17 protein-coding genes, 7 tRNA genes, 1 rRNA gene and 1 riboswitch are annotated in these 25,818 nt (G+C 30.4%); of the genes, 1 reads left to right on the top strand and 24 read right to left on the bottom strand.

Annotation, left to right across the window (positions count from 1 at the left end):
• Positions 1–121: 121 nt before the first annotated feature.
• From HLB29_RS00125 to HLB29_RS00050, 16 genes are all read right to left on the bottom strand, one after another.
• A complete protein-coding gene (locus tag HLB29_RS00125; RefSeq protein ID WP_185623142.1) occupies positions 122–4,663 on the bottom strand; it encodes a cell wall-binding repeat-containing protein in 4,542 nt (1,513 codons plus the stop codon).
• A 318-nt stretch (positions 4,664–4,981) separates the two neighbouring features.
• Positions 4,982–6,166: a methionine adenosyltransferase gene (gene metK, locus HLB29_RS00120; RefSeq protein WP_185623668.1), complete on the bottom strand. Its 1,185-nt coding sequence runs from the start codon at positions 6,164–6,166 to the stop codon at positions 4,982–4,984.
• 133 nt (positions 6,167–6,299) lie between these two features.
• Positions 6,300–6,396, bottom strand: a riboswitch (SAM riboswitch).
• Positions 6,397–6,515: 119 nt separating this feature from the next.
• The gene (gene mreB, locus HLB29_RS00115; RefSeq protein WP_185623141.1) at positions 6,516–7,526 is read right to left on the bottom strand and encodes a rod shape-determining protein; all 1,011 of its coding nucleotides are present in this window, start codon (positions 7,524–7,526) and stop codon (positions 6,516–6,518) included.
• Between the two features lie 95 nt (positions 7,527–7,621).
• The gene (gene murA / locus HLB29_RS00110; protein ID WP_185623140.1) at positions 7,622–8,875 is read right to left on the bottom strand and encodes a UDP-N-acetylglucosamine 1-carboxyvinyltransferase; all 1,254 of its coding nucleotides are present in this window, start codon (positions 8,873–8,875) and stop codon (positions 7,622–7,624) included.
• 398 nt (positions 8,876–9,273) lie between these two features.
• Complete coding sequence (glmS, locus tag HLB29_RS00105; protein WP_185623139.1) at positions 9,274–11,100, bottom strand: glutamine--fructose-6-phosphate transaminase (isomerizing); 1,827 nt, start codon at positions 11,098–11,100, stop codon at positions 9,274–9,276.
• Positions 11,101–11,598: 498 nt separating this feature from the next.
• Entirely contained in the window at positions 11,599–12,948 is a 1,350-nt protein-coding gene (gene glmM, locus HLB29_RS00100; RefSeq protein WP_185623138.1) for a phosphoglucosamine mutase, read from the bottom strand.
• 195 nt (positions 12,949–13,143) lie between these two features.
• Positions 13,144–13,698, bottom strand: coding sequence for a 2-oxoacid:acceptor oxidoreductase family protein (locus HLB29_RS00095; RefSeq protein WP_185623137.1), 555 nt, complete (start codon positions 13,696–13,698; stop codon positions 13,144–13,146).
• Positions 13,699–14,460, bottom strand: a complete 762-nt coding sequence (locus HLB29_RS00090) for a thiamine pyrophosphate-dependent enzyme (RefSeq protein ID WP_185623136.1) — start codon at positions 14,458–14,460, stop codon at positions 13,699–13,701.
• On the bottom strand, positions 14,460–15,521 hold the full coding sequence (locus tag HLB29_RS00085; protein WP_185623135.1) for a 3-methyl-2-oxobutanoate dehydrogenase subunit VorB: 1,062 nt from the start codon (positions 15,519–15,521) through the stop codon (positions 14,460–14,462). The genes HLB29_RS00090 and HLB29_RS00085 overlap by 1 nt, the downstream gene beginning before the upstream one ends.
• A gap of 19 nt (positions 15,522–15,540) precedes the next feature.
• A complete protein-coding gene (locus HLB29_RS00080) occupies positions 15,541–15,756 on the bottom strand; it encodes a 4Fe-4S dicluster domain-containing protein (protein WP_185623134.1) in 216 nt (71 codons plus the stop codon).
• 58 nt (positions 15,757–15,814) lie between these two features.
• Positions 15,815–16,489, bottom strand: coding sequence for an ATP-binding protein (locus HLB29_RS00075; protein WP_185623133.1), 675 nt, complete (start codon positions 16,487–16,489; stop codon positions 15,815–15,817).
• A 178-nt stretch (positions 16,490–16,667) separates the two neighbouring features.
• The gene (gene buk / locus HLB29_RS00070; RefSeq protein WP_185623132.1) at positions 16,668–17,750 is read right to left on the bottom strand and encodes a butyrate kinase; all 1,083 of its coding nucleotides are present in this window, start codon (positions 17,748–17,750) and stop codon (positions 16,668–16,670) included.
• Between the two features lie 261 nt (positions 17,751–18,011).
• Positions 18,012–18,926, bottom strand: a complete 915-nt coding sequence (locus HLB29_RS00065; protein WP_185623131.1) for a CdaR family protein — start codon at positions 18,924–18,926, stop codon at positions 18,012–18,014.
• Between the two features lie 98 nt (positions 18,927–19,024).
• On the bottom strand, positions 19,025–19,870 hold the full coding sequence (cdaA, locus tag HLB29_RS00060) for a diadenylate cyclase CdaA (RefSeq protein ID WP_185623130.1): 846 nt from the start codon (positions 19,868–19,870) through the stop codon (positions 19,025–19,027).
• Positions 19,871–20,225: 355 nt separating this feature from the next.
• Complete coding sequence (locus HLB29_RS00055; protein WP_185623129.1) at positions 20,226–20,906, bottom strand: ABC transporter ATP-binding protein; 681 nt, start codon at positions 20,904–20,906, stop codon at positions 20,226–20,228.
• An 89-nt stretch (positions 20,907–20,995) separates the two neighbouring features.
• Positions 20,996–23,512 carry an FtsX-like permease family protein gene (locus HLB29_RS00050; RefSeq protein WP_185623128.1) on the bottom strand — a complete coding sequence of 839 codons (2,517 nt, stop codon included), beginning with the start codon at positions 23,510–23,512 and terminating at the stop codon, positions 20,996–20,998.
• A gap of 463 nt (positions 23,513–23,975) precedes the next feature.
• On the opposite strand from HLB29_RS00050, the gene HLB29_RS00045 reads away from it, so the two are divergent.
• Complete coding sequence (locus HLB29_RS00045; RefSeq protein ID WP_185623127.1) at positions 23,976–25,001, top strand: hypothetical protein; 1,026 nt, start codon at positions 23,976–23,978, stop codon at positions 24,999–25,001.
• A 64-nt stretch (positions 25,002–25,065) separates the two neighbouring features.
• Here HLB29_RS00045 and HLB29_RS00040 read toward each other — a convergent pair.
• The 8 genes from HLB29_RS00040 to HLB29_RS00005 form a co-directional block, all read right to left on the bottom strand.
• Positions 25,066–25,139 (bottom strand) — tRNA-Arg (locus tag HLB29_RS00040).
• A gap of 13 nt (positions 25,140–25,152) precedes the next feature.
• A tRNA-Gly gene (locus HLB29_RS00035) sits at positions 25,153–25,227 on the bottom strand.
• 10 nt (positions 25,228–25,237) lie between these two features.
• Positions 25,238–25,314, bottom strand: a tRNA-Asp gene (locus HLB29_RS00030).
• A gap of 13 nt (positions 25,315–25,327) precedes the next feature.
• A tRNA-Val gene (locus tag HLB29_RS00025) sits at positions 25,328–25,403 on the bottom strand.
• Between the two features lie 8 nt (positions 25,404–25,411).
• Positions 25,412–25,485: transfer RNA gene (locus tag HLB29_RS00020), tRNA-Gly, on the bottom strand.
• 22 nt (positions 25,486–25,507) lie between these two features.
• A tRNA-Glu gene (locus tag HLB29_RS00015) sits at positions 25,508–25,579 on the bottom strand.
• 2 nt (positions 25,580–25,581) lie between these two features.
• Positions 25,582–25,657 (bottom strand) — tRNA-Met (locus tag HLB29_RS00010).
• Between the two features lie 62 nt (positions 25,658–25,719).
• Positions 25,720–25,818 (bottom strand): 23S ribosomal RNA (locus HLB29_RS00005); the annotation flags it as partial.

Genomic DNA, 25,818 nt, shown 5'->3' with positions numbered 1-25,818 from the left:
CAAATAATGGAATTAACCAAAACACAAAAAAGATATCAATAGCCATAAACTTTGGTTATTGATATCTTTTTGTGTTTTTATATAATAATATATTTAGAATATAGGTAAAAATTTTTATAACTTATTTGCCAAGGGCAATTGTACTTTTTCCTCCTAGTATGTAGGCTTCTCCTGTTCCCATTTCTTCAATAGCTTTTTTTATGTTATCATCTATTTTATCTTTTTTTATTAAAAGTATAGGCGCTTCTACTCTACTTGTTACAGCTCCGGCAGATAAAGAATCCACAGATATTTCTCCATTTCCTATAAAAATATTTTTGCTATTTGGATAGCTTTCTTTTGCTATTTTTAATGCAGTTTCATATCTGTTTTTTCCTGCTATTCTTCTCTTTATATAAGCTTTTATAGAATGTAATGTATCTTCCGACACAGAAGAATCTCCACCGGCAATAATCGCCTCACTTATTCCCCATGTATTTATTTCCTTGATAGAAATGTCATTGGCTCCTATATTTTTAATCATCACGACAGGCAAATTATATTTTGTGGCTAATGAAGAAATTGTCAATGCATCTGCACTTGTTTTTCCATTAATCACAGCTATTTTTTTAGAATTTCCCATTTTCATTACATCTTTAGCTAATATAGTGGATGTTTCATATCTATCTTTACCGGAGATTCTGTTTACATTATACCCTTTACCTTTCAGGACAGATTCAACTTCTGAAGATATTGAAGTATTTCCGCCTATAATCGTAATATTCTTTGTATTTAATCTTTCTATTTCTTTTATTACATCAACAGGCATTTCATCTTTTTTAGTCAATAGAATTGGAGCTTCTTTCAACTTAGCATAAGATGCTGATACCAATGCATCGGCATTATTTTCTCCACTTGCAAGTACTACGTTATTTGCATTTTTAAAGAATTTTTTGCTTATAGAAATGGCTGTTCCGTATCTATCTCTTCCCTGTAATCTAGTTGCATTGTTTAAAATTTCATCAATTTTTTTATTTTCTTTGTCCAATACATCTTCCGGCCAAGTTTTATCTGTCTCTTTAGCTTTAGACCAGTCAAATATTAACTTAGCATCTTGTGCGCCGGACCCTTCAGTCTTACTTGGAGTTAAAGCATCCATAGCATCTACATAAACTTTAAACCAAATTACATTCTCTCTATTTCCTTCTCTAACAAAAGATACAGTCTTTATAAAATCTTTTTCTTTTCCGTCAAGTCCTTTATCTTTAAACATTTTTTCTACAGAAGATTCTTTTGGAACTCCATTTTTATTAGAACCCGGATATACAAAAACTTTTGTTAAATGACCATATAGATTAAGCGCATTCATACCTTTAAAAGAAATATATACTGTTCTCAATCCATCCTTTTCTTCTACAATTGCATTTGGTAATAAAGCTGCATTACCCATAGAAGGTTTTTCTTCGTAAGCATGCATCAATTTAACTGGAACTGCATATCTTTTAATATCTTTCTTATCATCTTTAGGTGCATCTAGAGTAGTTGTTACAGAAACTTCTTTAACATATCCATTAGAAGCATCTCTCCTAAATAAAAGAGTCTTTGTTACAATATATTTATCTCCCTCTCTCATTTGCAAGTCATTAAAAATAAACTTTTCATCTTCTTTTTCAGTAGTAATTTTTTCATCCACAAGGCTTTTATGACCATTTCTGATTCTTTCTACTTTAGTATTTATCTTCCAGCTATAGCTATCACTTTTTGCCTTTACCATTTCTTCGACTGATTTATATTCTTTTAATTCCTCAAGATAAGACTTTTTATCAGGCTTTACAGTTCCAATAGCCCCTCCTCTTGGATATCTCCAATTAGCAAGATCAAGCATAGTCAAATTCTTGGTAGAATCAACAATTATATTTTTAGCATCAATTCTTACATTCAAATTCACTGCTGTTTTCTGAGGGTTATAGCTAGAATGATTTCTAGGGTTTACACCGGTTTTTTCACTGTCAGTTCCATTAAAAATTTCTTCATATTTTTCTGGTAAATAATTATATGCCAAATCTACACTTATTACATTTCTACCTTTATTTAATATTTCTACGGGAACCCTTTTTAAATTATTATGAATAAGATTTACTTTAACATTATTCTTTCTATTAGTCATAATATTTTCCCAAACTCTATCATCAATATTATCTAATTCATTATAGCTAACATTTAATTCAAAAAGATTTTTTAATTTGCTTAAATCCGGTAATTCTTTGATTTTATTATTTTGCATATATATTTTGGAAAGACCCGTCAATTCCGAAACACTACTTGGCATTTTTGATAAATTATTATCTGATATATTTAAAAAATTAAGATCTTCATTATGACTGAATGCATCATCAGCCATTTCAAATAAATTATTTGATTCTAATTGAAGTATTTTCAATTTACTATTATTTTTAAATAATCCACCCGGTATATCCTTTAACCATGCATTTGATAAATCTATTTCTTCTATTTCAGGATTATTGATAAAAAAGTCTTTATCAATAGTTCCTAATTTATTAGAAGACAAACGTATTTTTTTCAATTTCTTATTTTTCGCAAATAAATTCTTATCCAAAGTATCTAATCTATTTGCTGCTAAATCTATCTCCTCCAAATTTGTCATTCCATCAAAAATTCCTTTTGGCAATTCAGAAATAGCATTTCCAGTTAAGACTAGACGTTTCACTGAAGGTCCCAAATCTTTTAAAATAGATATGTCATAAATATCTTTTCCTTCCGTTTCTTTATCTTTATCATAATCTGAACCTAAATTTACTGTATCACCTTTAAAATTTTTAATATTTTCCTTGGTAACTTTTCCTTGATTACTATCAAATCCATTTGCAATTAATCTGCTATTTAATACTTTTTCTCCTAATATCCTAGCTTTTTCATCCTCTTCCACTTGTTTATAATTAGTAAATCCTTTTTTGATTCCCTCTTTGAAGTTTATATTTACCCTTGTATACTTATCAAATTGACCTTTATCAGTTTCAACAGCTCCCATATATCCGACTATAACCCCGGCAAGATGTACTTGATCTAAATTTTTAACAGGTAACTTAAATATAGCCTGCCTGTATTTATTATTTACATCTGGATTCCCATAATTTTTCTTTTCAATTGTTGAGCTCCACTTTCCATCATTTTGCATAGCTAAATCATATAAGCCATCTGCAAATAATAAGCAAAGCATCTCTATTTCCATAGAACCATCTTCTTTAACGACCAACTTCACTCTTTCATCAAAAAAGCCCTGTAACATAGAGTATCCATCTCTACCATCTGCATACTTTGCTTCAAATCCTATAGTGTACTCTCCCTTCGGAAGCTTATCCTTCAAATTATATATCTTTTCTTTATCAGATGGAACAGATGGTTTTGGTGATAATTCTTCTTCTTTACCGGAGTCAGTTGTATTTGATGAAGAAGAACCCTTTGGTAAAACAATAGATTTTTTATTTTTAAAAGTTATCTTTAATATATTATCACTTTCTTTAAAATTAAATTTCAATTTTTCTTTTGCTTCTTCAGTTAAAGTTATGGTTCTGGTTCTATGAGATGTTGACAAGCTAGAAGTAGAAAATTCAGTATTATTTATACTTATACTTTCAATGTTCGCCACAAATTCGTCTTTTCTCTCATCTAAGTTTATTCCTCTTATATGCTTTTCTTCGTTTTCACCATATCTAGTTTTTAAATTTATATAAAAATCTTCTGAATTGTTTATATTAAAATCATCAATAGCCTCAAAAGTATAAAGAGGATCATTCTCACTAACACTTGATTCTACAATACTTTCAGAACTATTATCTCTTAAATCTCCCTTAGGCCATTCTATTTTATCACCATTTTTAAAAGTAATAGTAACTCTATTATTTTCATCCTCTGTAGTATTTATACCAAAAGAATCCCACTTCTTTCTGTCAATTGAATAACTATACATACGAGTAAGCTCTCTAAACTTGTATAAAGGTACCGTTTTTTTGTTTACTACTATTGATTTTATATCGTTCTTAAACTTTTCTTTCTGATTATCATATTCCGGTTTTAAATCTAAATAAAAATATCCAAATTCACCTTTTTTTAAACCAATTCCTTTTATAATATCTATTTTATGTAAAATATTTACTTCAGGTTTATCAATTATTTCTGTATTTCCATTTTCTTCATGAGAATCGACACTTCCATCATTACCAGCATCTGATTTTTTCCAACTTATTGTTTTATTATCTTTTGTATATAATATCAGGCTTTCGATTTTATTGTCTTTTAAATTAATATCTTCAATGAAAATTTCTCGTTTTTCTGGCTGCAAATTAACCCTAAATCCCTCTTTATAACTATGTTCATTTACAACTATTTTTTTTATATTATTATAAATTGCTTCATAAAATTCATGATTATTTTCTGTTAATCTACCATTACAAGAAATCGTAATCATTTTTCTGTCTTTAGAATATGACACTTTTTTAATTTCAAGAAACTGTTTATCAATTTCTGACTTAGATGAAAATTCGTTCTTCGAATGTTCCTCTGCCACTATTCTTTGTGGTAAAACTGATACAGAAGCTGCCGCTGAAGTTGCCACCAACATTACTGATGTTATTTTTCTGACTATACTAATTTTGCTTTTACTCATTTTAACCTCCATATATTTGTAGTAATTATCCTTTATAATTAAATGTTGTTTTCATTTACTGTTTTATATTATAACATAGAGATAATCATAATAATATTCAATATAATAGGGAATTCTTTAAAAATTATTAGTTATTTTTGAAAAATCATCAAAAAATAATAAAAAATAGAAGAGTAAGATTTAATATTTATTATCATAAAAAAGGTGGTTTTTAAATTTTTAGTAAAAAGCAGTACAATGATAAGCAAATAAAAAAAGGCTATTTATTTTAAAAATAAAATAACCTTTTAATATCAAAATTTAAGTATAAAACATTTACTATAAATATGTCTTTAATTTTTCTACCCTGTCTAATTTTTCCCAAGGAAGTTCAATGTCTGTCCTTCCAAAATGTCCATATGCAGCAGTCTGCTTGTATATAGGCCTTCTCAAATCAAGATCTCTGATTATTGCACCGGGTCTAAGATCAAAATTTTCTTTCACTATATCTACAAGTTCTTGATTTGATAATTTACCCGTTCCAAATGTATCTACAAAAATTGAAAGTGGTCTTGCAATTCCTATGGCATAGGATAGTTCTATTTCACATCTATCCGCCAACCCGGCTGCAACTATATTTTTAGCTACATATCTAGCGGCATAGCAAGCAGATCTGTCAACTTTTGTAGGATCCTTTCCAGAGAAAGCTCCTCCACCATGTCTTGAATATCCACCATAAGTATCAATAATTATCTTTCTTCCAGTCAATCCGGTATCTCCATGAGGTCCACCAACAACAAATCTACCAGTCGGATTTATATAATATATTGTTTCGTCATCTATTAATTCTTCTGGAATAGTGGTTTTGATTACTCTTTCTATTAAATCCTCTCTTATTTGAGCATTTTCTACACTAGGATCATGCTGAGCTGATATAAGTACGGTATGAACTCTTACCGGCTTATCATCTTCATATTCAACAGTTACCTGTGTCTTACCATCCGGTCTTAAATATTTCAATTCACCTTTTTTTCTTACTTCGGTAAGTTTCCTAGACAGTTTATGCGCAAGAGATATAGGAAGTGGCATTAACTCCGGTGTTTCATTACAAGCAAAGCCAAACATAATCCCTTGATCACCTGCTCCTACCTTTTCAATTTCATCCTCCACCTGCTCTCCAGATTTTGACTCTAATCCTTCATTAACTCCTATAGCTATATCATTTGATTGCTCATCAATTGCAGTAATAACACCACAGTTTTCTGCATCAAATCCAAATTTACCTCTGACATATCCTATTTCACACACTGTCTCTCTTACCAGTTTAGGTATGTCTACATATGCATTTGTAGAGATTTCTCCTGCTACTAATATCAGCCCGGTAGTTGCTGTCGTTTCACAAGCAACTCTCGATGTAGGATCTTTTTCCAAAAGTGCATCTAAGATTGCATCTGATATCTGGTCGCAAAGTTTGTCAGGATGCCCTTCTGTCACTGATTCTGATGTAAATAAATGTCTTGCCATTTTCCTATTTCCTTTCTTTTTTATTTTTTTTACTTTACTAGCGAAGTTATCTCTCCTCACCCTATTATTAGCCATATAAAAAGCCTCTTCATTCGTGAAGAGGCCATTAATTCATTATATTAATGATTAGCTAACCTCATCTTTCAAGAAAATATCTTGTAGGAATTAGCACCGTCTTTATCGGTTGCCGGGCGTCATAGGGCCTGTCCCTCAGCCACTCTTGATAAGGTAAATCAAGATTTCTTATTAAATTACTAAACTAATATAACATTAATTTCAATTAATGTCAATATATTTCGTTAAAATCATCTAAATTAATTTGTTATCTTATTTTTTTATTGGTTATATTTTAAACTGTTCCGGCTATTTCTAATAATTCGACTGATCCCAAAGCTATTCCCGTTCCAAGAGCTACACAGCTAATAGGATCATCTGCAAGTTTTACTCTTAGACCAGTCACTTCAGATATTTTCTTGTCCATTCCATATAACAATGCTCCACCACCAGTAAGCATTATTCCTTTTTCGGCAAGATCGGAAGCTAATTCGGGAGGAGTCTCTTGCAATACTTTTATCACAAGATTTACTATCTGCATCACACTGTCACTCATAGCATCCATTATTTCCAGCGAACTGACAGTTATAGATTTTGGCAGACCATTTGTTAAATCTCTACCTGTTATCTTAATAAATCTTTCCTCTTGTCTTCTATAAGCACATCCTATATCCTTTTTAATTTTCTCGGCAGTTCTTTCTCCTATAATCACATTGTAATTTCTTTTTATATATCTTATAATATCTAAATCAAATTTACTGCCGCCAATTTTTATAGACTTACTTATCACTGTTCCTCCAAGCGAAATAACTGCTACATCTGTAGTTCCACCACCGATATCCACTATCAGATGCCCACCAGGAACAGTTATATCAATACCTGCACCAATTGCAGCTGCTACAGGTTCTTCAATCAATAATACTTCTCTTGCCCCAGCCTGCTTTGTAGCATCTTCTACTGCTTTTCTTTCTATATCGTTAATATTCGTCGGTATTGATACCATAATCCTAGGCATAACTATTTTACCCATACCTTTTTTATTTCCAAGCATCTCTACAAATCCTCTAAGCATTTTTTCAGCATTATCATAATCAGATATTACACCATTCATCATTGGTCTTATAGCTTCAATATCTTTTGGAGTTCTACCTATCATCTTATAAGCTTCATGACCAACAGCAATCACTTCATCAATTCTATTATCTACAGCCACAACCGATGGCTCATTTAATACTATTCCCTTGTCATTAACAACGATAAGTACATTGGCAGTACCTAAATCAATACCTATATCCATTCCAGCCATTTCAATACCTCCACATATCTAAGACCTAAAATTGTCTTTTCTCATCTAAAATAACATTCAGATTAAAAATACAAATACCTATTATATATTCAAAATTAATCTTCTACTATTTCTACATCTCCACCTAATGCCCTGAGTTTTTTGTCAATATCTACATAACCTCTTTGAATATGATAAATTTCTCCGACATTAGTAATTCCATCTGCTATTAATCCACATAAAATCAAAGCTGCACCTGCTCTCAAATCAGTCGCTGTAACATCTGCACCTACCAATTTATCTACTCCATTTACAACTGCGCTTCTTCCGTCAATTTTAATATTAGCACCCATTCTATTAAATTCATTAACATGCATAAATCTGTTTTCGAAAACCGTTTCAATAACTACCCCTGTTCCATCTGCTACAGTAAGCATAGCCATAAATTGAGCCTGTACATCTGTTGGAAAACCAGGATGTGGCAATGTTTTTATATCAATAGGCTTAATCTTACCATTTCCTATTACTCTTATTGAATTTTCGTCTTCTATCACAGTTACTCCTGCTTCAGTTAACTTTGCAATTACTGGCTTTAAATGATCTATTATTACATTTTCCAACACTACATCGCCATTTGTCATGGCAGCAGCAACCATGTAAGTTGAAGCTTCTATTCTATCAGGTATTATCGTGTGTTCAGCACCATGTAATTTTTTAACCCCTTTTATTTTTATCGTATTTGTTCCTGCTCCCCTTACAGAAGCCCCCATTTCATTTAAAAAATTCGCTAAATCCACTATTTCAGGTTCTTCTGCTGCATTTTCTATCACCGTTGTTCCCTCGGCTAACACAGATGCCATTATTATATTTTGGGTCGCACCAACTGAAGGAAAATCTAGATATAATTTATTTCCTTTTAAATTATCTGCCTTGGCTTCTACAAAACCATGATCGACATTTATCTCCGCCCCCAGTGCTTTAAATCCTTTTAAGTGCAAATCTATAGGTCTAGTTCCTATTGCACATCCGCCTGGCATAGAAATTTTTGTATGATTAAACCTGGCTAAAATAGGACCCATTACTAGGAAAGAAGCTCTCATTTTTTTAACTAATTCATATGGTGCTTCATACGTATTGATTTCAGATGAATCAACGGTCAACACGTTATCTTTATATTCTACTTTAGCACCCAAATGAACCAATAAATCCGAAATAACATGAACATCTCTTAAATCCGGTACACTTTTTAATACACATTTTCCATCTGCCAATAAAGTCGCTGCAATAATTGGCAAAACAGCATTCTTAGCGCCGTCTATCTTTATAGTTCCCTTAAGAGGGCCACTTTGTTTTACTCTTATTCTTGGCATAATTCTACTCCCTTAAACATATCACTTAAACTACATAACTAATATAAAATTAACATCTCAAAACGAGTTTATTTATCTTCATTTATAAAACATATATTATAAATATGTACGTTTAATAAAACCACATATTTTACCAATTTTTATTAAACTAACCTTCTTAAAATTCATTCAAAGAATATATATTTTATAAATGAGTATAAATGCCTACTATACTTTTATATACTTATTTTATCAATATGTCAACATATATCACAAAAAAACACAAAAAACATTAGAGAAGGAAAGGTTTAAACTCTCCTCTCAAAATGTTTTGTGCTTATTATGTTTTTAAAATATGTAATAAATTTATATTCTACAAATACATTAGTTAATTTTCATATTAAAATTTCCAGTCATTTTTATTCTACCGTAACTGATTTCGCTAAATTTCTAGGCTTATCTACATCCAATCCTTTCATAGATGAAATATAATAAGCCATCAACTGCATCGGAACTATTGCTAAAACAGGTGCCACAAAATCAGAAGACTCCGGTATATAAATAACCTTGTCCGAAACTTTTTCAACTACCTTATTTCCTTCTTTTGCTATAGCAATCACATTTGCACCTCTTGCTCTTACTTCCTCCATATTAGAAACCATCTTCTCAAAAAGATAACTTTGAGTAGCAATAGATATAACCGGAGTATCTTTTTCAATTAAAGCTATAGTACCATGCTTTAACTCACCGGCTGCAAATGCTTCCGAATGAATATAGGAAATTTCCTTTAATTTTAAAGACCCTTCTAAAGAAAGCCCATAATCTATACCTCTTCCCAGATAAAATACATGTTCTTTAGCAACTAGATCCTTTACTAAATCCTTTATATAGTCTTTATTATTTAAAATCTGCTGGATTTTTTCAGGTAATTCACGCATTTCATCAAGAATCTTTTTATATTCTTTTTCATCTATTGTATCCATCTTTAATGCAAAATCTAATGCTATCATATAAAGTGAAACAATCTGAGTAGTATATGCTTTTGTAGAGGCAACTGCTATTTCCGGACCTGCCCAAGTATAAAATACATCATCAGATTCTCTTGCTATTGATGATCCTACAACATTTGTCACGGATAAAATTCTGGCTCCCTTAGCTTTTGAATCTCTAAGTACGGCCAATGTATCTGCTGTTTCACCGGATTGGCTTACAAGAATTACAAGGGATTTATCATCCACAAAATTTTGACCATACCTAAATTCAGATGCAATATCTGTTATTACCGGAACCTTCATCAATTTTTCAATGGCGTATTTCCCTAGCATTCCGGCATGGTATGCGGTACCACAAGCTACTATATATATTCTATTTATATTATTAAGTTCTTCTCTGGTTATTTTAATATCATCTAAATGTATTTTACCATTACTATCCAATCTTCTTTCAATAGTATCTTTTATCCCCTGAGGTTGCTCATGAATTTCCTTATTCATAAAACAGTCAAATCCACCTTTTGAGGCGGCTTCTATATCCCAATTAACATGAAATACATCTTTTTCAACAAGATTTCTTTTTTCATCATAAATTTTTATATTATTACCTTCAATATGGGCAACTTCACCATTTTCCATAAAATATACGTCTCTTGTATATTTTAATATCGCCGGTATATCAGATGCAATAAAATATTCACCATCTCCTACGCCTATTATAAGCGGGGAATCTTTTCTAACCGCAATCAATTCATTTGGTGAGTCTTTGGCCATTATCCCAAGTGCATAAGCTCCCCTAATCTCATCTAAAACATTATAAACGGCGTCCAATAAGTTACCTTTATAAAATTTAGATACTAAATGTGGTATTACTTCAGTATCTGTTTTTGATATGAAAGTTACCCCGTCATTTATCAGTTTTTCTTTTAATTCAGCATAATTCTCAATTATACCATTATGAACAACTGCAATTGTCTTTTCTTCATTAAAATGTGGATGAGAATTAACATCTGAAGGTTCTCCATGAGTTGCCCATCTAGTATGACCTATTCCTAGATTTCCATCAATCGGATTTTTGGCTAAAGATTCTTCCAATACTGCAAGTCTTCCTTTATGCTTTCTTATTTCGATATTACCATTATTATAAACTGCAATACCTGCCGAATCATATCCTCTGTACTCCAATTTAGAAAGACCTTCGGATATCACGTCACTAGCCTTTCTATTACCTATATAACCAACTATACCACACATACTGGTACCTCCTAAATTTTTTTAAGAATTGGTCACCTGTTGAGTCTCTTTTGTCGATGAAATTTCTTTCAAGTTTTGTGAGACAGTTCGGAAACAGGCATTCCGCGAAGCATCCGCCGAATTTTCGATAAACTTCGTCCTCGTCAACTACCATAAAATTAATATCTATTCATAAATTCACAGAATTTTTCAGGTAGTTCTGGCGCTAGAGAAAAAATCCCTTTACTTTGTATTTGACCAAATTCTTTATTTTTTAATGTTATAACAAAAATCCTTAAAAATAAAAGATTTTGCAACCCAAAAAAGAAAAGTTGCAAAACAGATTTTTTACTTAACAATTAATTATATCAAATAAGTCCACTAAAAATCAAACCTATTTTTTATATTTTAACAAAAATTATTAAATTAAACCTTAATAAAAAAGGAACTGATTCAAAAGTGGATATCTTTTACTTATAGATCAGCTCCTTAATACAAGTATGATTTTATACTCAAGAATTAACAACCTATTTTTTCATCGATTATATTTGCCAATCCCTTAGCAAGAGAATATATATACTCCTGATCCTTACCCTCCAACATAACTCTTACAAGAGGTTCTGTTCCGGAAGATCTGATAAGAACCCTTCCCTTTCCATTCATTTCTTCTTCAATTCTATTTATTTCATTTGAAATTTCTTCAAAATCCATATAGGAATTCTTGAACTCATTCTTAACCTTTACATTTATCAATACTTGTGGATATTGATCCATTACTTCTGACATTTTAGCAAGTGTCATTTTTTCTTCTTGCAGTATTGAAGCCAATATTAATGATGACATAGTTCCATCCCCTGTAGTATTATAATCCAGAAAAACCAAATGCCCGGACTGTTCTCCACCTAATGAATAACCTTCTTTTATCATTTCCTCCAGTACATACCTATCACCAACTTTTGTAGTAGAAAGACTGATTCCATTTTCTTTTGCAGCAATAACGAGACCTATATTACTCATCACTGTCACAACTAATGTATCTTTTTTTAGCATACCTTTTTTCTTCATGTTAATAGCACTCATAATCATAATTTTATCGCCATCAACTATATTTCCGTTTCCATCAACGGCTATAAGTCTATCCGCATCTCCATCATAAGCCATCCCCATATCTGCGCCTACTTCTACAACTTTTTTTTGAAGGCCTTCCGGATGAGTAGATCCACATTCATAATTTATATTATTTCCATCGGGCTTACAGTTCATCTCAACAACTTCTGCTCCCAAAGCTCTAAACGCCATTGGTGCAACCTTATATGCAGCCCCATTTGCACAATCTAAAACAACCTTAATTCCGTCAAAATTAATTTTAATATGAGATGTAATATATTCAACATAGTCTTTCAAAGCATCATGCATGAACATTTTTTTACCCACTTTATCTCCAACGGGATGTGAATCCACAGCATCTATATTATCAATGTATTTTTCAATTTCCAGTTCTACATCATCAGCTAACTTAAAACCATCTTTATTAAAGAATTTTATACCGTTAAATTCAACCGGATTATGTGATGCAGAAATAACAACACCGCAGTCTGCACCATATTTTCTGGTTAAATAAGCCACTGCCGGAGTTGGTACTATCCCTACTGTAATTACATTACATCCAACGGACATCAATCCTGATATAAGTGCTGATTCAAGCATGTCACCCGAAATTCTTGTATCTCTACCTACTACCACGCTTACCTTTTCTTTTCCATCAGTAAGAACATATCCACCTGCTCTTCCTAATTTATATGCTAGTTCACATGTTAATTCTGTATTTGCAATTCCTCTAACTCCATCTGTTCCAAAATATTTCCTCATTTTTATTCTCCTCATTTTTGATTACTTATACAATATATTTTATCACATAATCTTTATTTTTTCTTTATATTACTAAGTTTATAATACTTTTTTATATCAAATTTATATCAAAAAATACATTTTGGAAGGTGAACTCAAAAAGGATGGATATAAAAATCCATCCTTTAATTAACTTATATTAACTATTAATATATATTATTTTTTCTGACTCATAACAGCATTATATCCAGCCTCTAATGCCTGTCTATTAACTGGTATGAATTTTTCTTTGCTCTTTCCAAATACCTTTTTGAATGCTTCAAGAACAGAATCTATATTAACACTATCGTCTATAGCAAGGAAAGCTCCTAACATTACCATATTAGCAAATTTTGTTCCACCTAATTCTTTAGATATTTCTAATGCATCTACATAGTAAGCCTGTATATCGTCTCTTTCACATTTTTCATGAATCAGAGAACTATTTATAAGAATAACTCCTCCTGGAACTACATCTCCCTGAAATTTAACTAATGAAGGTGAATTCATTATTATTGCAGCCGTTGCATCATCAGTAATAATTGGAGAACCAACTGGTTCATCAGAAATTGTAACAGAACAGTTAGCTGTACCACCACGCATTTCTGGACCATAAGAAGGTAACCAAGAAACTTCCTTATTTTCTAACATTCCAGCATAAGTCATTAACTGACCCATAGACATTACACCCTGTCCACCGAAACCTGCACAAATAACTCTAGATGTACTCATTTACTTTTCCTCCTTTGCAGCTTCTATATCAATATTTCTGAAATTCTGAACTGGGTAATATGGAACCATATTGTCTCTTAACCACTGAAGAGCATCTGGAGCTGTTTTACCCCAGTTAGTCGGACAAGTTGATAGAACTTCTACTATTGAGAACCCTAATCCAGCCATCTGAACATCAAATGCTTTTCTTATTGCTTTTTTAGCCTTTCTAACTTCCCCCGGAGTATCTACTCTAACTCTTTCTACATAAACCGCACCAGTTAAAGTTGATAACATTTCAGCTATTCTAATTGGATAACCATGAAGTTTAGGATCTCTACCGCCCTGACAAGTTGTAGCTTTTTCACCTATAAGTGTAGTAGGAGCCATCTGTCCACCAGTCATACCATAAGTAGTATTATTTACAAATATTACAGTGATATTTTCACCTCTGTTCGCTGCATGAACTATCTCAGCAGTACCAATTGATGCAAGGTCACCATCTCCCTGATAAGTAAATACAGTATGCTCTGGGAATACTCTTTTAATACCTGTTGCAACAGCAGGAGCTCTACCATGAGCAGCTTCATGCATATCGCAGTTAAAATAATTATATGCAAGTACTGAACATCCAACCGGAGCAACACCAATTGAAGTTCCTAGTACGTCCATTTCTTCTAATACTTCAGCAACTAGTCTGTGGATAATACCATGAGTACATCCTGGACAGTAATGTGTCTGTGCATCTGTTAAGCCTTTTGTTTTTTTGAAAATTACAGCCATTACTTAACACCTCCCATAATATCTTTCGCTCTTGCCATGATTTCTTTTGGTTCTGGAACCATACCACCTGGTCTTCCATAGAAATGAACTGGATATCTTCCATTAGAACCTAACTTAACATCTTCTACCATCTGTCCTAAACTCATTTCAACTACAAATAAATTTTTACAAGCTGGTATCTCATCAAACGCCTGATAAGGATATGGCCATACTGTCTTAGGTCTTATTAAACCAACTTTATATCCTTCTTCACGTAAATCATTTACACAATTCTTAACAACTCTTGCCATTGTTCCATAAGCTACAAATACAAGTTCAGCATCTTCTGTTCTATCCATTTCATACTGTACTTCTTCTTTTTCTATTAAATCATACTTTCTCTGTAGATGGTAGTTATGTTCTTCAAGTATTTCTGGAGAAAGGTATAAAGAGTTTATAATATTAGGCTTTCTTTCACCTTTTGTACCAGTAGTTGCCCAATCTTTTGGCGGCAATTTTCTAACTTTTCTTTCCTTTTCGAAATCAACCGGCTCCATCATCTGTCCGATCATACCATCTAATAATACTAAAACTGGAGTTCTATATGTTTCAGCAACGTCAAATGCATCAATTATCATATCACAAGCTTCCTGAACACTTGCCGGAGCATAAACTGGAGTTCTATAGTCTCCATCACCACCACCTCTTGTAGTCATGAAGTAGTCAGACTGTGAAGGCTGAATTGAACCTAGACCAGGGCCACCTCTCACTACGTTTAATATAACACATGGTACCTCGGCACCTGCACAGTAAGTAATACCTTCTTGCTTTAATGCTATACCAGGTGAAGATGAAGATGTAAGTACTCTAGCACCACAACCTCCTGCACCATAAACCATATTTATAGCAGCAACTTCAGATTCTGCCTGTACGAAAGTTCCACCTATTGCTGGTAATTCTCTTGATAAATATTCAGGTAACTCACTCTGTGGAGTTATTGGGTAACCGAAGAAATGTCTACAGCCCGCAACCATTGCAGCTTTACCGAATGCTTCGTTACCTTTCATTAGTATCTTAGCCATTAAAATTCCCCCCTAATAATTAATCTCTTTCAACTGTGATAACTGCATCTGGACACATTAATGCACAACTTGCACAACCTATACAGTCTTCCATTCTTACTACATGTGCAGGGTTATACCCCTTTGAATTAACCTTTGACATATCAAGCTCAATTATCTTTTTTGGACATACTGATATGCAAAGACCACAACCTTTACAGTACTTCTGATCAAAAGACACTCTACCTTTAGCCATTTGTATTGCCTCCTTAAAAATTAAAATTAGTCTAAATTTTATTTATTTAAAACACAAACTACATCATCCACTCGTCCCTTAAAAGAAGTTTGATTGGAACAACCTCTCCCTCAAAGTCTGACGGTATCTGATCAACTAAAGATTCTAGACAAGACACAAATTTAATAGGTATATTTCTTTCTTTTGAAACCTCCCTACAAACTTTTTGTCCTTTTTTTAAATCTTCTATTGTAGTTGCTTTAAGCATATGAGTATTATTGATTAGACCTGTCACTTTCAAATTTGAAGCCATTTCTATATCATCAATATACTTCATAACTTCCTCAGCTGTTTGCGTTTTTTCCCTATTTGCATTGACTACAAAAAACATGTCATAGTCATCATCATCTATCATATTTTTATATCTTGCTATTACTGTTGCTCCTACCTTATCGCCACCTAAATCAATTATGTTATTATGATCTTTATTCAACAATGGCGTATGAATTTCAGCTGATAATGCTGGTATATCAAGAGTGGGTGCATCTACCGAACTAGCAATCAAATGTATTCCGTTTTCTTCCAAATATTTTTTTAGACCTCTGGATCTAAAATAAACATTCACAACATCCAGATCAGAAAGAGAAAGTTTTCCTTCTAACTCTTTTCTCAATTTCAAAGCATAATTCACTGAAAATTCGCTTTTTCCACTTCCATAATGACCTGTTATTATTCTAATTCTCTTATTATTCATTTTTACCTCCTTATTTATCTAAAATTCTCAATCTCCAGATAACAAGGGTTTTAAAAAACATTCTCATTTGATATTTTTTATTATTAATTGAAATTGCATAGTTATAGGTATCCATTTATAAAATGGATACACCTAACTAATTTATTATTAACTTAATCGATTATCAAATCATGCCAGATTACTGTTCGTCGTAATTCTGAGCTTTTTCTTCTCCCTTTAATACCCTTAAACCACCTAGGGCAAGAGCTATCATTTCGTCCTCTCCAGGATATATTTTTACCTCACTTATAAAGTTAACTCTTTCAGTTATTTCTTTAGTGAAAGATTTTGAATATGCTATTCCTCCTGTTAGCAATATAGCATCCACTTTACCTTTTAAAACAGCTGCACAAGCGCCTATTTCTTTTGCAATCTGATATGCCATCGCATCATATACTAACTTAGCTTTTTCATCACCTTTTTCAATCAAGGCTTCAACTTCTCTAGCATCGTTAGTATCAAGATAAGAAACTAATCCGCCTTTACCTGTGATCATTTTTTTCATATCATATATAGTATACTTTCCGCTATAGCACATTTCTACTAATTTACCAACTGGTACACCGCCACTTCTCTCAGGTGAGAATGGTCCTTCACCATCAAGCGCATTAGCAACATCAACTACAGAACCGGCTTGATGAGCACCAACTGAAATACCGCCACCCATATGAGCGACAATCAAGTTTAAATCCTCATATTTCTTTCCAACTTCCTCAGCATATCTTCTAGCTATAGCCTTCTGATTAAGAGCATGGAAAATACTACTTCTATCTATATCAGATAATCCTGATATTCTCGCTATTGGACTCAACTCATCAACTACAACTGGATCAACAATAAATGCAGGAACTCCCAGTTCTTTCGAAAACTCATTTGCTATTATTCCGCCTAAATTAGATGCGTGTTGTCCTGAAACCCCTACTTTTAAATCTTCTAACATTTTTTCAGTAACACTATATGTACCACCTTTTATAGGCTTAAGCAATCCACCTCTACCAACAATACAATTTAAATCTTTTAAATCTATATTTGCAGCTTTTAGCTCGCTTTCAATTACATCCTTTCTGAAATTGAATTGATCAGAAATATTTTTAAACTGACCTATTTCATCAGAAGAATGTCTAAGAGTCTTTTCAAATACTTCAACATCATTATCAAATACTGCAATTTTTGTAGAAGTCGATCCTGGATTAATTGTCAAAATCTTGTAAATGTCTGCCATTTTTTACCTCCTAAGTAATATAAAAATTACTGTGTTTTCTTAAAAACAAGACTCTGAAAAGGTTTCGCAAACATCAAAAAAAATATTTTTTCAACGAATCCGAATACTTCCTTCACAATTTGTTTAAATGCAACAAATATGAATACATCTTGTCTATATATTCTATTTTATAACTAAAATAAGGAAGTTGCAATAAAAATATTAATTTAACAAAATTTTGTAAATTCGATATTTTTAAAATACTTCCTTATTTAAAGTAAATTATTCAGTTTTACTTATTTCTACCTCACTAATATCGCCTTTAACACTCACATTATTAGGTATAATCAATTTTACTTTTTTATTTGTAGCTCCTCTTAAATCAGCTTCCTTTAATTTTTCAGTGTTGATTTCATTTACATCTTGTAGAATTTCGTTGCTTCCTAATAATGTTATTTTTTCAGGTGAAATTTTATATGATCCAATATTTTGTTCATTACCAGCGTAATCAATATTTATAGGTACTTCCTTACTTACTAAATATAAAACTTTAACATTGATTTTTTTATCTGATATTTTCACATTTAAAGGAGCACCTTTGCTAGTAAATGCTGTCAGAGTCAGTTCTATATTTTCATCATTTAAATCATTTTTATTATTCACCTGTAAAGTAGTTCCAACATAATTTACCTCGTTAACAATAGCCCTTGGTCCGCTAACTACCACCTCTGTCTTTTCAGGAATTATACTGTGAATATCCGACTTTATGGATATAGGTATATCTATTTTTACATCAACTTTTTTCTTTATTATCTTTTCTAAATTGAGAACATATGTATTATCTTTAAGTTCTCTAGAAACTCTATTAGATATATTGGTTCGCAAATTCACAACATTTTTACCTTCAACAGGATTTATCACTTCACCATATATATTTATATTATTTTTATTTAGTTTTTGAATTTCAGATAATTTACCTTCAATGGTTATATCTGTATACAAGTTATCATTTGGATACGGAATAAGTCCATCATTTTCTATTTCTTTTTGATTTGTTATTGTTATTGGAATATTTTCAATAACTTTTTTTTCCTCAGGATCCACAACTACAATTACATACATCCAAAGTGCAATGGCAGTAATAAGTGAGATAACTTTTGTTTTTATATTATTTTTTTTTAACACATTATTTTTCATTAATATAATAAACCTCGCTATAAATATTATGACTTTATAATAACTTTTTGCAATTATTCTTTTATTAATATAATATTATTTTCTTATTTTTTTAAGCATTACTTAAAGAAGTCCTTTAGAATACTTAAATTAGACTCGTGTCTTTTTTCTTCAAATTCTTTTAAAATATTGAATAATCTTTCCTTACTTATATTTCTATATATTTTTCCAGACTTTGCTATTGAAACATTTCCAGTTTCCTCTGAAACTATTAGGCTTATACAATCTGATATTTCACTAATTCCTATACCTGCTCTATGTCTCGTACCAAGTTCCTTACTCAAATCTTTTCTTTGAGTAAGTGGCAAAAAACAACTTGCAGATTTTATCTTTAAATTTCTAATTACAACTGCCCCATCATGTAAAGGGGTATTCGGAACAAAAATATTTTCTAACAACTGCTTGCTTATTGCAGCCTCAATAATTGTCCCTGTTTGAACTATTTCATTAATTTTAGTCTTCCCTTCAATTACTAATAGTGCTCCAATCCTATTTTCTGCTAATTCATAAATGGCATCAATTATCTCATTTATTGGCTTTATTACTTTATCTTCATAATTTTCATTATTTGTCTTACTTATTTTTCTAAAACTCGTATTTCGGCCCAAATGTTCCAATCCTGCCCTAAGTTCAGGCTGAAAAATGATAAAAGGTAAAATAAATCCTATTTCCAATATCTTTACCAACATCCAGTATAGTGTATGCAACTTTAACATTCCACTTAATTGAGTAACTACGAGAAGAATAATTACTCCTTTAAATAACTGTTCTGCCCTTGTATCTTTAATAAACATAAGTATTTTGTAACATAAATATGCCACAATCAGCATATCTACTACATCATTAACACTTACTTTAGTAATAATTTCAAAAAATTTATTTAAAAACATGCTTATTGAAAACACAAAATACCTCCTAATTTCATATCGCTACTTTAATTTTAGCATATCTACCTTAACATTATATAGCCTAATTCATAATTTTTTCATAATTTTTTATATTTTGCAATATATATGGCATATGGCTTCAAATTAAATTCTGTTGAAGGATATAATGTACTTTTGAGTATAGTGGACTATATCTTCACCTGTCTCATAAATTAATAAAGATGTAATTCAAAAATTACATCTTTCAACTCTATAAACTATTCATTATAATTTAGCTCTTCTTTCACCACTTTTTGTATTAATTTCATTTTTTAAGTTAAATATAGATTCACATAATCCAACCTTTTTACATATTAAATGAATATTTTTTATATTATTGTTTCCTTTCATCTTTTATTATTTTTCCATCACTTATAGTTATTACTCTATCCGCTTGTTTCGCTATATTTTCATCATGAGTTATCATTACTAACGTTTGATTAAGTTCACTTACTGTATTTTCAAGAAGGCTCATTACTTCTTCTGTCGTCTTGCTGTCTAAGTTTCCTGTAGGCTCATCTGCGAATATCACAGCCGGTTTATTTGATAAGGCTCTTGCTATTGCCACCCTTTGTTGTTGTCCACCTGATAATTCATTCGGAAACTTTTTAAGCTGATCTTCCAGTCCAACTTTTTTTATTATATTCATAATATATTCTTTATCTTCTTTTTTACCATCTAATTGTATTGGCAATATTATATTATCATATACATTAAGTACAGGTATTAAATTGAAACTTTGAAATATAAACCCAAAATCTTGACGTCTAATTTTTGATAATTCATCATCATTTAGTTTATATATATTCTTATCACCTAATATAACCTCACCATCTGTAGGTTTATCAAGTCCGGCTAAGCAATGAAGCAAAGTGCTTTTTCCCGAGCCACTAGTACCTACTATAGCTGTAAATCTACCATTTTCAATTTCTAATGAAATTCCGTCAACTGCCTTTACTAAGCTATCCTTTTTTCCATAATATCTTTTTAATACATTTGTATACAATTTTTTCATAATTTATACCTCATATTTTTCTTTCATAACAATATTTACATTTTAAATTACATCTATCCGTTATTACAATTGTAAACATTTCTACTCCTTTAATTTTCCATTTTTTTTAATATAATATAATTAACTATAAAAGTTATAAAGATTATAGAAAATAATATTAATATGGCTGCATTGTCTACACTGAATTTTGTATATACAATTCCTTTATCCATAATTTCAAGTTTTGATATCATAATATAATCTCTATATAACCTAATAATACCAATTAAACACGATAGTATAAATGCTGTGAATGAAAGAATAATAGTTTCAATTCTTAATATAGATATTATGTATCTTTCACTTGCCCCGATATCTCTCATTATACTAAAATCTCTTTTTCTTATTTCCATAATCATTTTTGATATCGATAGTATAGTAAACACTAATATTAATCCTGCTATTAAATAATTTACTACTATCGGTCCAAAATATATTATTCTTCTTTCTTTTTTTGTGTTATCACTTATATTTTTTCTACTACTAAAGTTAAAGGAACTATATATATTATTACCTTTTATCATTTTATTTACATTAACTTTATTTCCATTGAATACAAAGTTATTATAATGATTTATATTACTTATGTTTTCCAAAACAATTTGACTAATACCTAAGTTACCTTCCAAAGATCTTTGTACAATCGAATATTTACTCCAATCATTTCTAGGTATCTTTTTGATAACTTGTGCTTTTATTATTTTATAATCCACTTTATTATCAGTAACATATGGCAATTTTAAATCTATAAAATCTCCGTCCTTTAGATTTTTCAATATTTTAAATCTACTATTTAGAGAATCACTATAAAAATCATCAACTATTATTATTCCAATATTCTTCTTGTCTTTTAATCTAGTTATATCATCATCAGATATTAATTTATTGCTCTTTAAAAATTTGAGATAGCTCTCATTTAACGACATTGATTCAAATGGAATTTCATACCTTCCATCAGGTCTTGGATTTATATTATTTAATCTTTCATTAAAATATTCAGTGTTTATATTATCTTTGTTCTCAAGTATATAATTCTCTCTATTATAAGAAAATATAGTATTATTTAAATTATATTCTCTTGCTTCTTTTTTAATAAAATCTTTATTAAAACCAAATTTATCAGACTCTGAATAAGTCTTTAGAATATAATCTCTCCCAATCAATTCTGCGTATACATTACTATAAACTTTTTCAGATTCTGACTCCATTTTCTCAGAACTCACAACTTCAATAAAACTAGAACCTATTGCACATATTATTATCATTGGAATTATATAATACTTAATACTTAGAACAATCCACTTATATGCTAATTTCGATTTTATACTTCTACCGATATTTATATTTGAAATTAGCATTGTTACTTTATCTATTTTCCTATTATTTTTAGATAATGCAATAGGAGATGTAATAATAATCTTAATCAGTTGTTTAATATATATAATCAACATACATATGACATTTAACAATACACATAAATAAATATCTTTATTCTTTAAGTATATTTCCTTATATGGTACTTTAATATTTAACTTTATTCCTGTAATATCAAAATCAGAAAAATTTAACACCAAAGCTGTAGATATATATGTTAAAGCACAACCGATTAAAGTAGAAATTATTATCAATGTTATATATTCAAGTAATATTGATAATCCTAATTTTTTCTTATTTCCACCTAATATTTCAATAGTACCTGCAAACTTCATTCTATCTGGAGAAGAAATAAGAAATACGCTTATTATTAACATAATCACGGATATAACAGCCAGCCTATTTTCTTTATTTATTACCATTTCACTTTTCACCGTATCAGTAAGGATTCTTTTAAAATCATTTTCTACTATTTTCATTGGCTCTATATTCGTGGAACTTGATATATCGTAGTTTTTTACTTTGTTATTAATCTTATTTATGAACACATTATATGTTTTTAAATCTCCAGGTATTATCTTGGATTGTGCATTTGTATAAGCGTTGTTATAGTTAAATCCCATTTTAGCCAGATATTTTACCAATTCCTCAGAATTTAAAGATTTATATATTCCTACGACTTTAAGTGTTTTATTACCTGATATTATCTTGTTTTCACCATTCTCTTTATATCTATATTCGTGAAAAAAATTATACTTATCTCCTACATTTACTTTTTTTCCATAAATATATGTATCTTTATTTAAAATTACTTCATCATCTTTTTTAGGAAAATCCCCTTGAACAATATCATATTTTAAAATATCAAATAATATATTGTTATATCCGACCAGGCTAGTAGCATAATTATTGCCAATGGACAGACTACCTAAGTTATCATATGCATACATATTTTTAATTAAATTACTATTTTCCAAGTCAGATAAATTTTTTGTACTAATATTAATACCTAGATAATCATATTTAGGTGCTATTTCCTGTATATATCTTATTTTATTATTAGCTTGACTCCTTTTTAGTACAGTAGGAAACGAAATTGTAAAAACTGTAAGTGTCAATGCTACTAAAATTATAATATATGTTTTTATATTCTTTTTTATATACTGTTTTGATAATTTAAAGTATGTATACATTTACTACTCCTCCTCAAATTTATATAAATAAATTAAATAAGTAATCTAAACATTTTGATTATATATTTTCTAATTCTATAATTTTTTATAGTTGATTGATTGACACTTTGCTGTTACATATGGAATAAATACAACAAATATAGATACAATTATAGCCATTAAAATTAACGAATGAATTAATATGTTTTTTCTTATAAAGTTTAAATATATATTTTTTTGTATTTGATAACAATACTTAATATCCTAATTATTATTCTACTTTATATTTTTTAAAATTCAACTATTATATCCTTTTTTCTAAATTTTATAACGAAAATATATAATTCAATATCATCTTCTTTAAAAGATTTTATAATATTTATATATTATGATAGAATTTAAGTAATATTATAGAAGGGAATAATATAATTATGAATACTAACTTTAATATTTTTTAGACAATCAACTTAATATGAATATCCAAATGATAGATGATAATATTATAGATCCATTGATAAATAAAAGGAACATACTACTAAATAAATTAGATTTTTTAATTAATGATAAATCTTTATTACTTCCAGAAGTTTCTAACTCTTATATTAAAGAATTAGAAACTTTTCTAGATGAGATTATTTCTTTTGACTATAAGCTAAATAAGGTAATAAATTTAATTTGCTCCTCATATCCAAACAGTATAAAAATATCAAATTCAATTTCTGAAATAATACATTCTCATTACTTTTGGCGTATTAGTATAAAAAATTTAATTTTTATTTTAAATAATTATAACCAATTCGACAATAATGTTATTCCTGATATGAAAACTGTCTATAGAATGAAATTTAATTCTCAAGAAATATCTAATGACTTTCCTTTTTTTCATTTTTATAAAAACTATAATATTCATAACATTGTTAAAATAACGTTTTTTACTGATGAGTTTGAACTTTTTTTACAAAACGATAACCTTGATATATTTGATTTTATAGTATTAAGATCAATTTTTGTTTTTTATGCAAATAATTTAAATAAAATATCTTATACAAATTTGTTTAAGTATATTAGTTCAAATAATCCAAATGTTGTTACAGACAAACAAATTACTTTAATAAGAAATTCCGTTTTAAAACTAAAAAAAATCAGTATAATTATTAATAATATAATGACCAAGCAAACTCATAAAGAAAAATTATTATACACTATAGATCTAAATGAGCATGAATTTTTAGTTTTAAGAGATACATTCATTTACAGGTTTTCTACTATGTCAGGGTTACACGTCAAATTGGATAACAATGCTTTTAATTGTCCAATTTCAATGACTAAAAGTAATATATATTTAGACAATTTATATTCTGATTTAAATGCCGAAAACAATCAAACTAAAAAAAAATTAAGAGATGCTGTATTTAGGATATTAGAGTATTGGGAAAGTAGCAATGTGATTAATTCTTTTGAAATATGTAAATATAACAATAGATTTACTCGAATTATTATTAAAAAATAAATAATCTATCATCATTGGCAATCAAAAAGGCTTTACATAATTAATATGTAAAGCCTTTTAATAATGAGCGCACAGGGATTCGAACCCCGGACACACGCCTTAGAAGGGCGTTGCTCTATCCAGCTGAGCTATGCACCCATATTTTTTTTATTGGAGCGGGAAACGAGATTCGAACTCGCGACTTCGACCTTGGCAAGGTCGCGCTCTACCACTGAACTATTCCCGCATATTTTTAGTGGCGACCTGGAAGGGGCTCGAACCCTCGACCTCCAGCGTGACAGGCTGGCATTCTAACCAACTGAACTACCAGGCCACATTTTTTTCTTTGGTGGGAGTAACAGGGCTCGAACCTGTGACTCCCTGCTTGTAAGGCAGATGCTCTCCCAGCTGAGCTATACTCCCATTTTTTTTGGAGCGGGTGAAGGGGATCGAACCCTCACAGCTGGCTTGGAAGGCCAGAACTCTACCATTGAGCTACACCCGCATACTTATATAAAATAAAAAAGTGACTCCTAGGGGAATCGAACCCCTGTTACCGCCGTGAAAGGGCGGTGTCTTAACCGCTTGACCAAGGAGCCATTGGTTGCGGAGGAAGGACTTGAACCTTCGACCTTCGGGTTATGAGCCCGACGAGCTGCCAACTGCTCCACCCCGCGACATTATTATTTATTCTTTGTACCTTCAAAACCGAATATATTTAGTGTATACCATCTATCTCTTGGTCAAGTCCTCGATCTATTAGTATCAGTAAGCTACATACATTGCTGCACTTACACCTCTGACCTATCAACCAGGTAGTCTTCCTGGGATCTTAACC

The organism is Peptostreptococcus canis, assembly GCF_014229965.1.
GTDB classification, from domain to species: Bacteria; Bacillota; Clostridia; order Peptostreptococcales; family Peptostreptococcaceae; genus Peptostreptococcus; species Peptostreptococcus canis.
Note: the sequence above shows the minus strand (reverse complement) of the source record. Positions and strands in the feature narration are given on the sequence as shown.

Coding starts and splice junctions, on each gene's coding strand:
- HLB29_RS00125 (WP_185623142.1), bottom strand. CDS start 4,663: ATGAGTAAAAGCAAAATTAGTATAGTCAGAAAAATAACATCAGTAATG.
- metK (WP_185623668.1), bottom strand. CDS start 6,166: ATGGCAAGACATTTATTTACATCAGAATCAGTGACAGAAGGGCATCCT.
- mreB (WP_185623141.1), bottom strand. CDS start 7,526: ATGGCTGGAATGGATATAGGTATTGATTTAGGTACTGCCAATGTACTT.
- murA (WP_185623140.1), bottom strand. CDS start 8,875: ATGCCAAGAATAAGAGTAAAACAAAGTGGCCCTCTTAAGGGAACTATA.
- glmS (WP_185623139.1), bottom strand. CDS start 11,100: ATGTGTGGTATAGTTGGTTATATAGGTAATAGAAAGGCTAGTGACGTG.
- glmM (WP_185623138.1), bottom strand. CDS start 12,948: ATGAGGAAATATTTTGGAACAGATGGAGTTAGAGGAATTGCAAATACA.
- HLB29_RS00095 (WP_185623137.1), bottom strand. CDS start 13,698: ATGAGTACATCTAGAGTTATTTGTGCAGGTTTCGGTGGACAGGGTGTA.
- HLB29_RS00090 (WP_185623136.1), bottom strand. CDS start 14,460: ATGGCTGTAATTTTCAAAAAAACAAAAGGCTTAACAGATGCACAGACA.
- HLB29_RS00085 (WP_185623135.1), bottom strand. CDS start 15,521: ATGGCTAAGATACTAATGAAAGGTAACGAAGCATTCGGTAAAGCTGCA.
- HLB29_RS00080 (WP_185623134.1), bottom strand. CDS start 15,756: ATGGCTAAAGGTAGAGTGTCTTTTGATCAGAAGTACTGTAAAGGTTGT.
- HLB29_RS00075 (WP_185623133.1), bottom strand. CDS start 16,489: ATGAATAATAAGAGAATTAGAATAATAACAGGTCATTATGGAAGTGGA.
- buk (WP_185623132.1), bottom strand. CDS start 17,750: ATGGCAGACATTTACAAGATTTTGACAATTAATCCAGGATCGACTTCT.
- HLB29_RS00065 (WP_185623131.1), bottom strand. CDS start 18,926: ATGAAAAATAATGTGTTAAAAAAAAATAATATAAAAACAAAAGTTATC.
- HLB29_RS00055 (WP_185623129.1), bottom strand. CDS start 20,906: ATGAAAAAATTGTATACAAATGTATTAAAAAGATATTATGGAAAAAAG.
- HLB29_RS00050 (WP_185623128.1), bottom strand. CDS start 23,512: ATGTATACATACTTTAAATTATCAAAACAGTATATAAAAAAGAATATA.
- HLB29_RS00045 (WP_185623127.1), top strand. CDS start 23,976: ATGATAGATGATAATATTATAGATCCATTGATAAATAAAAGGAACATA.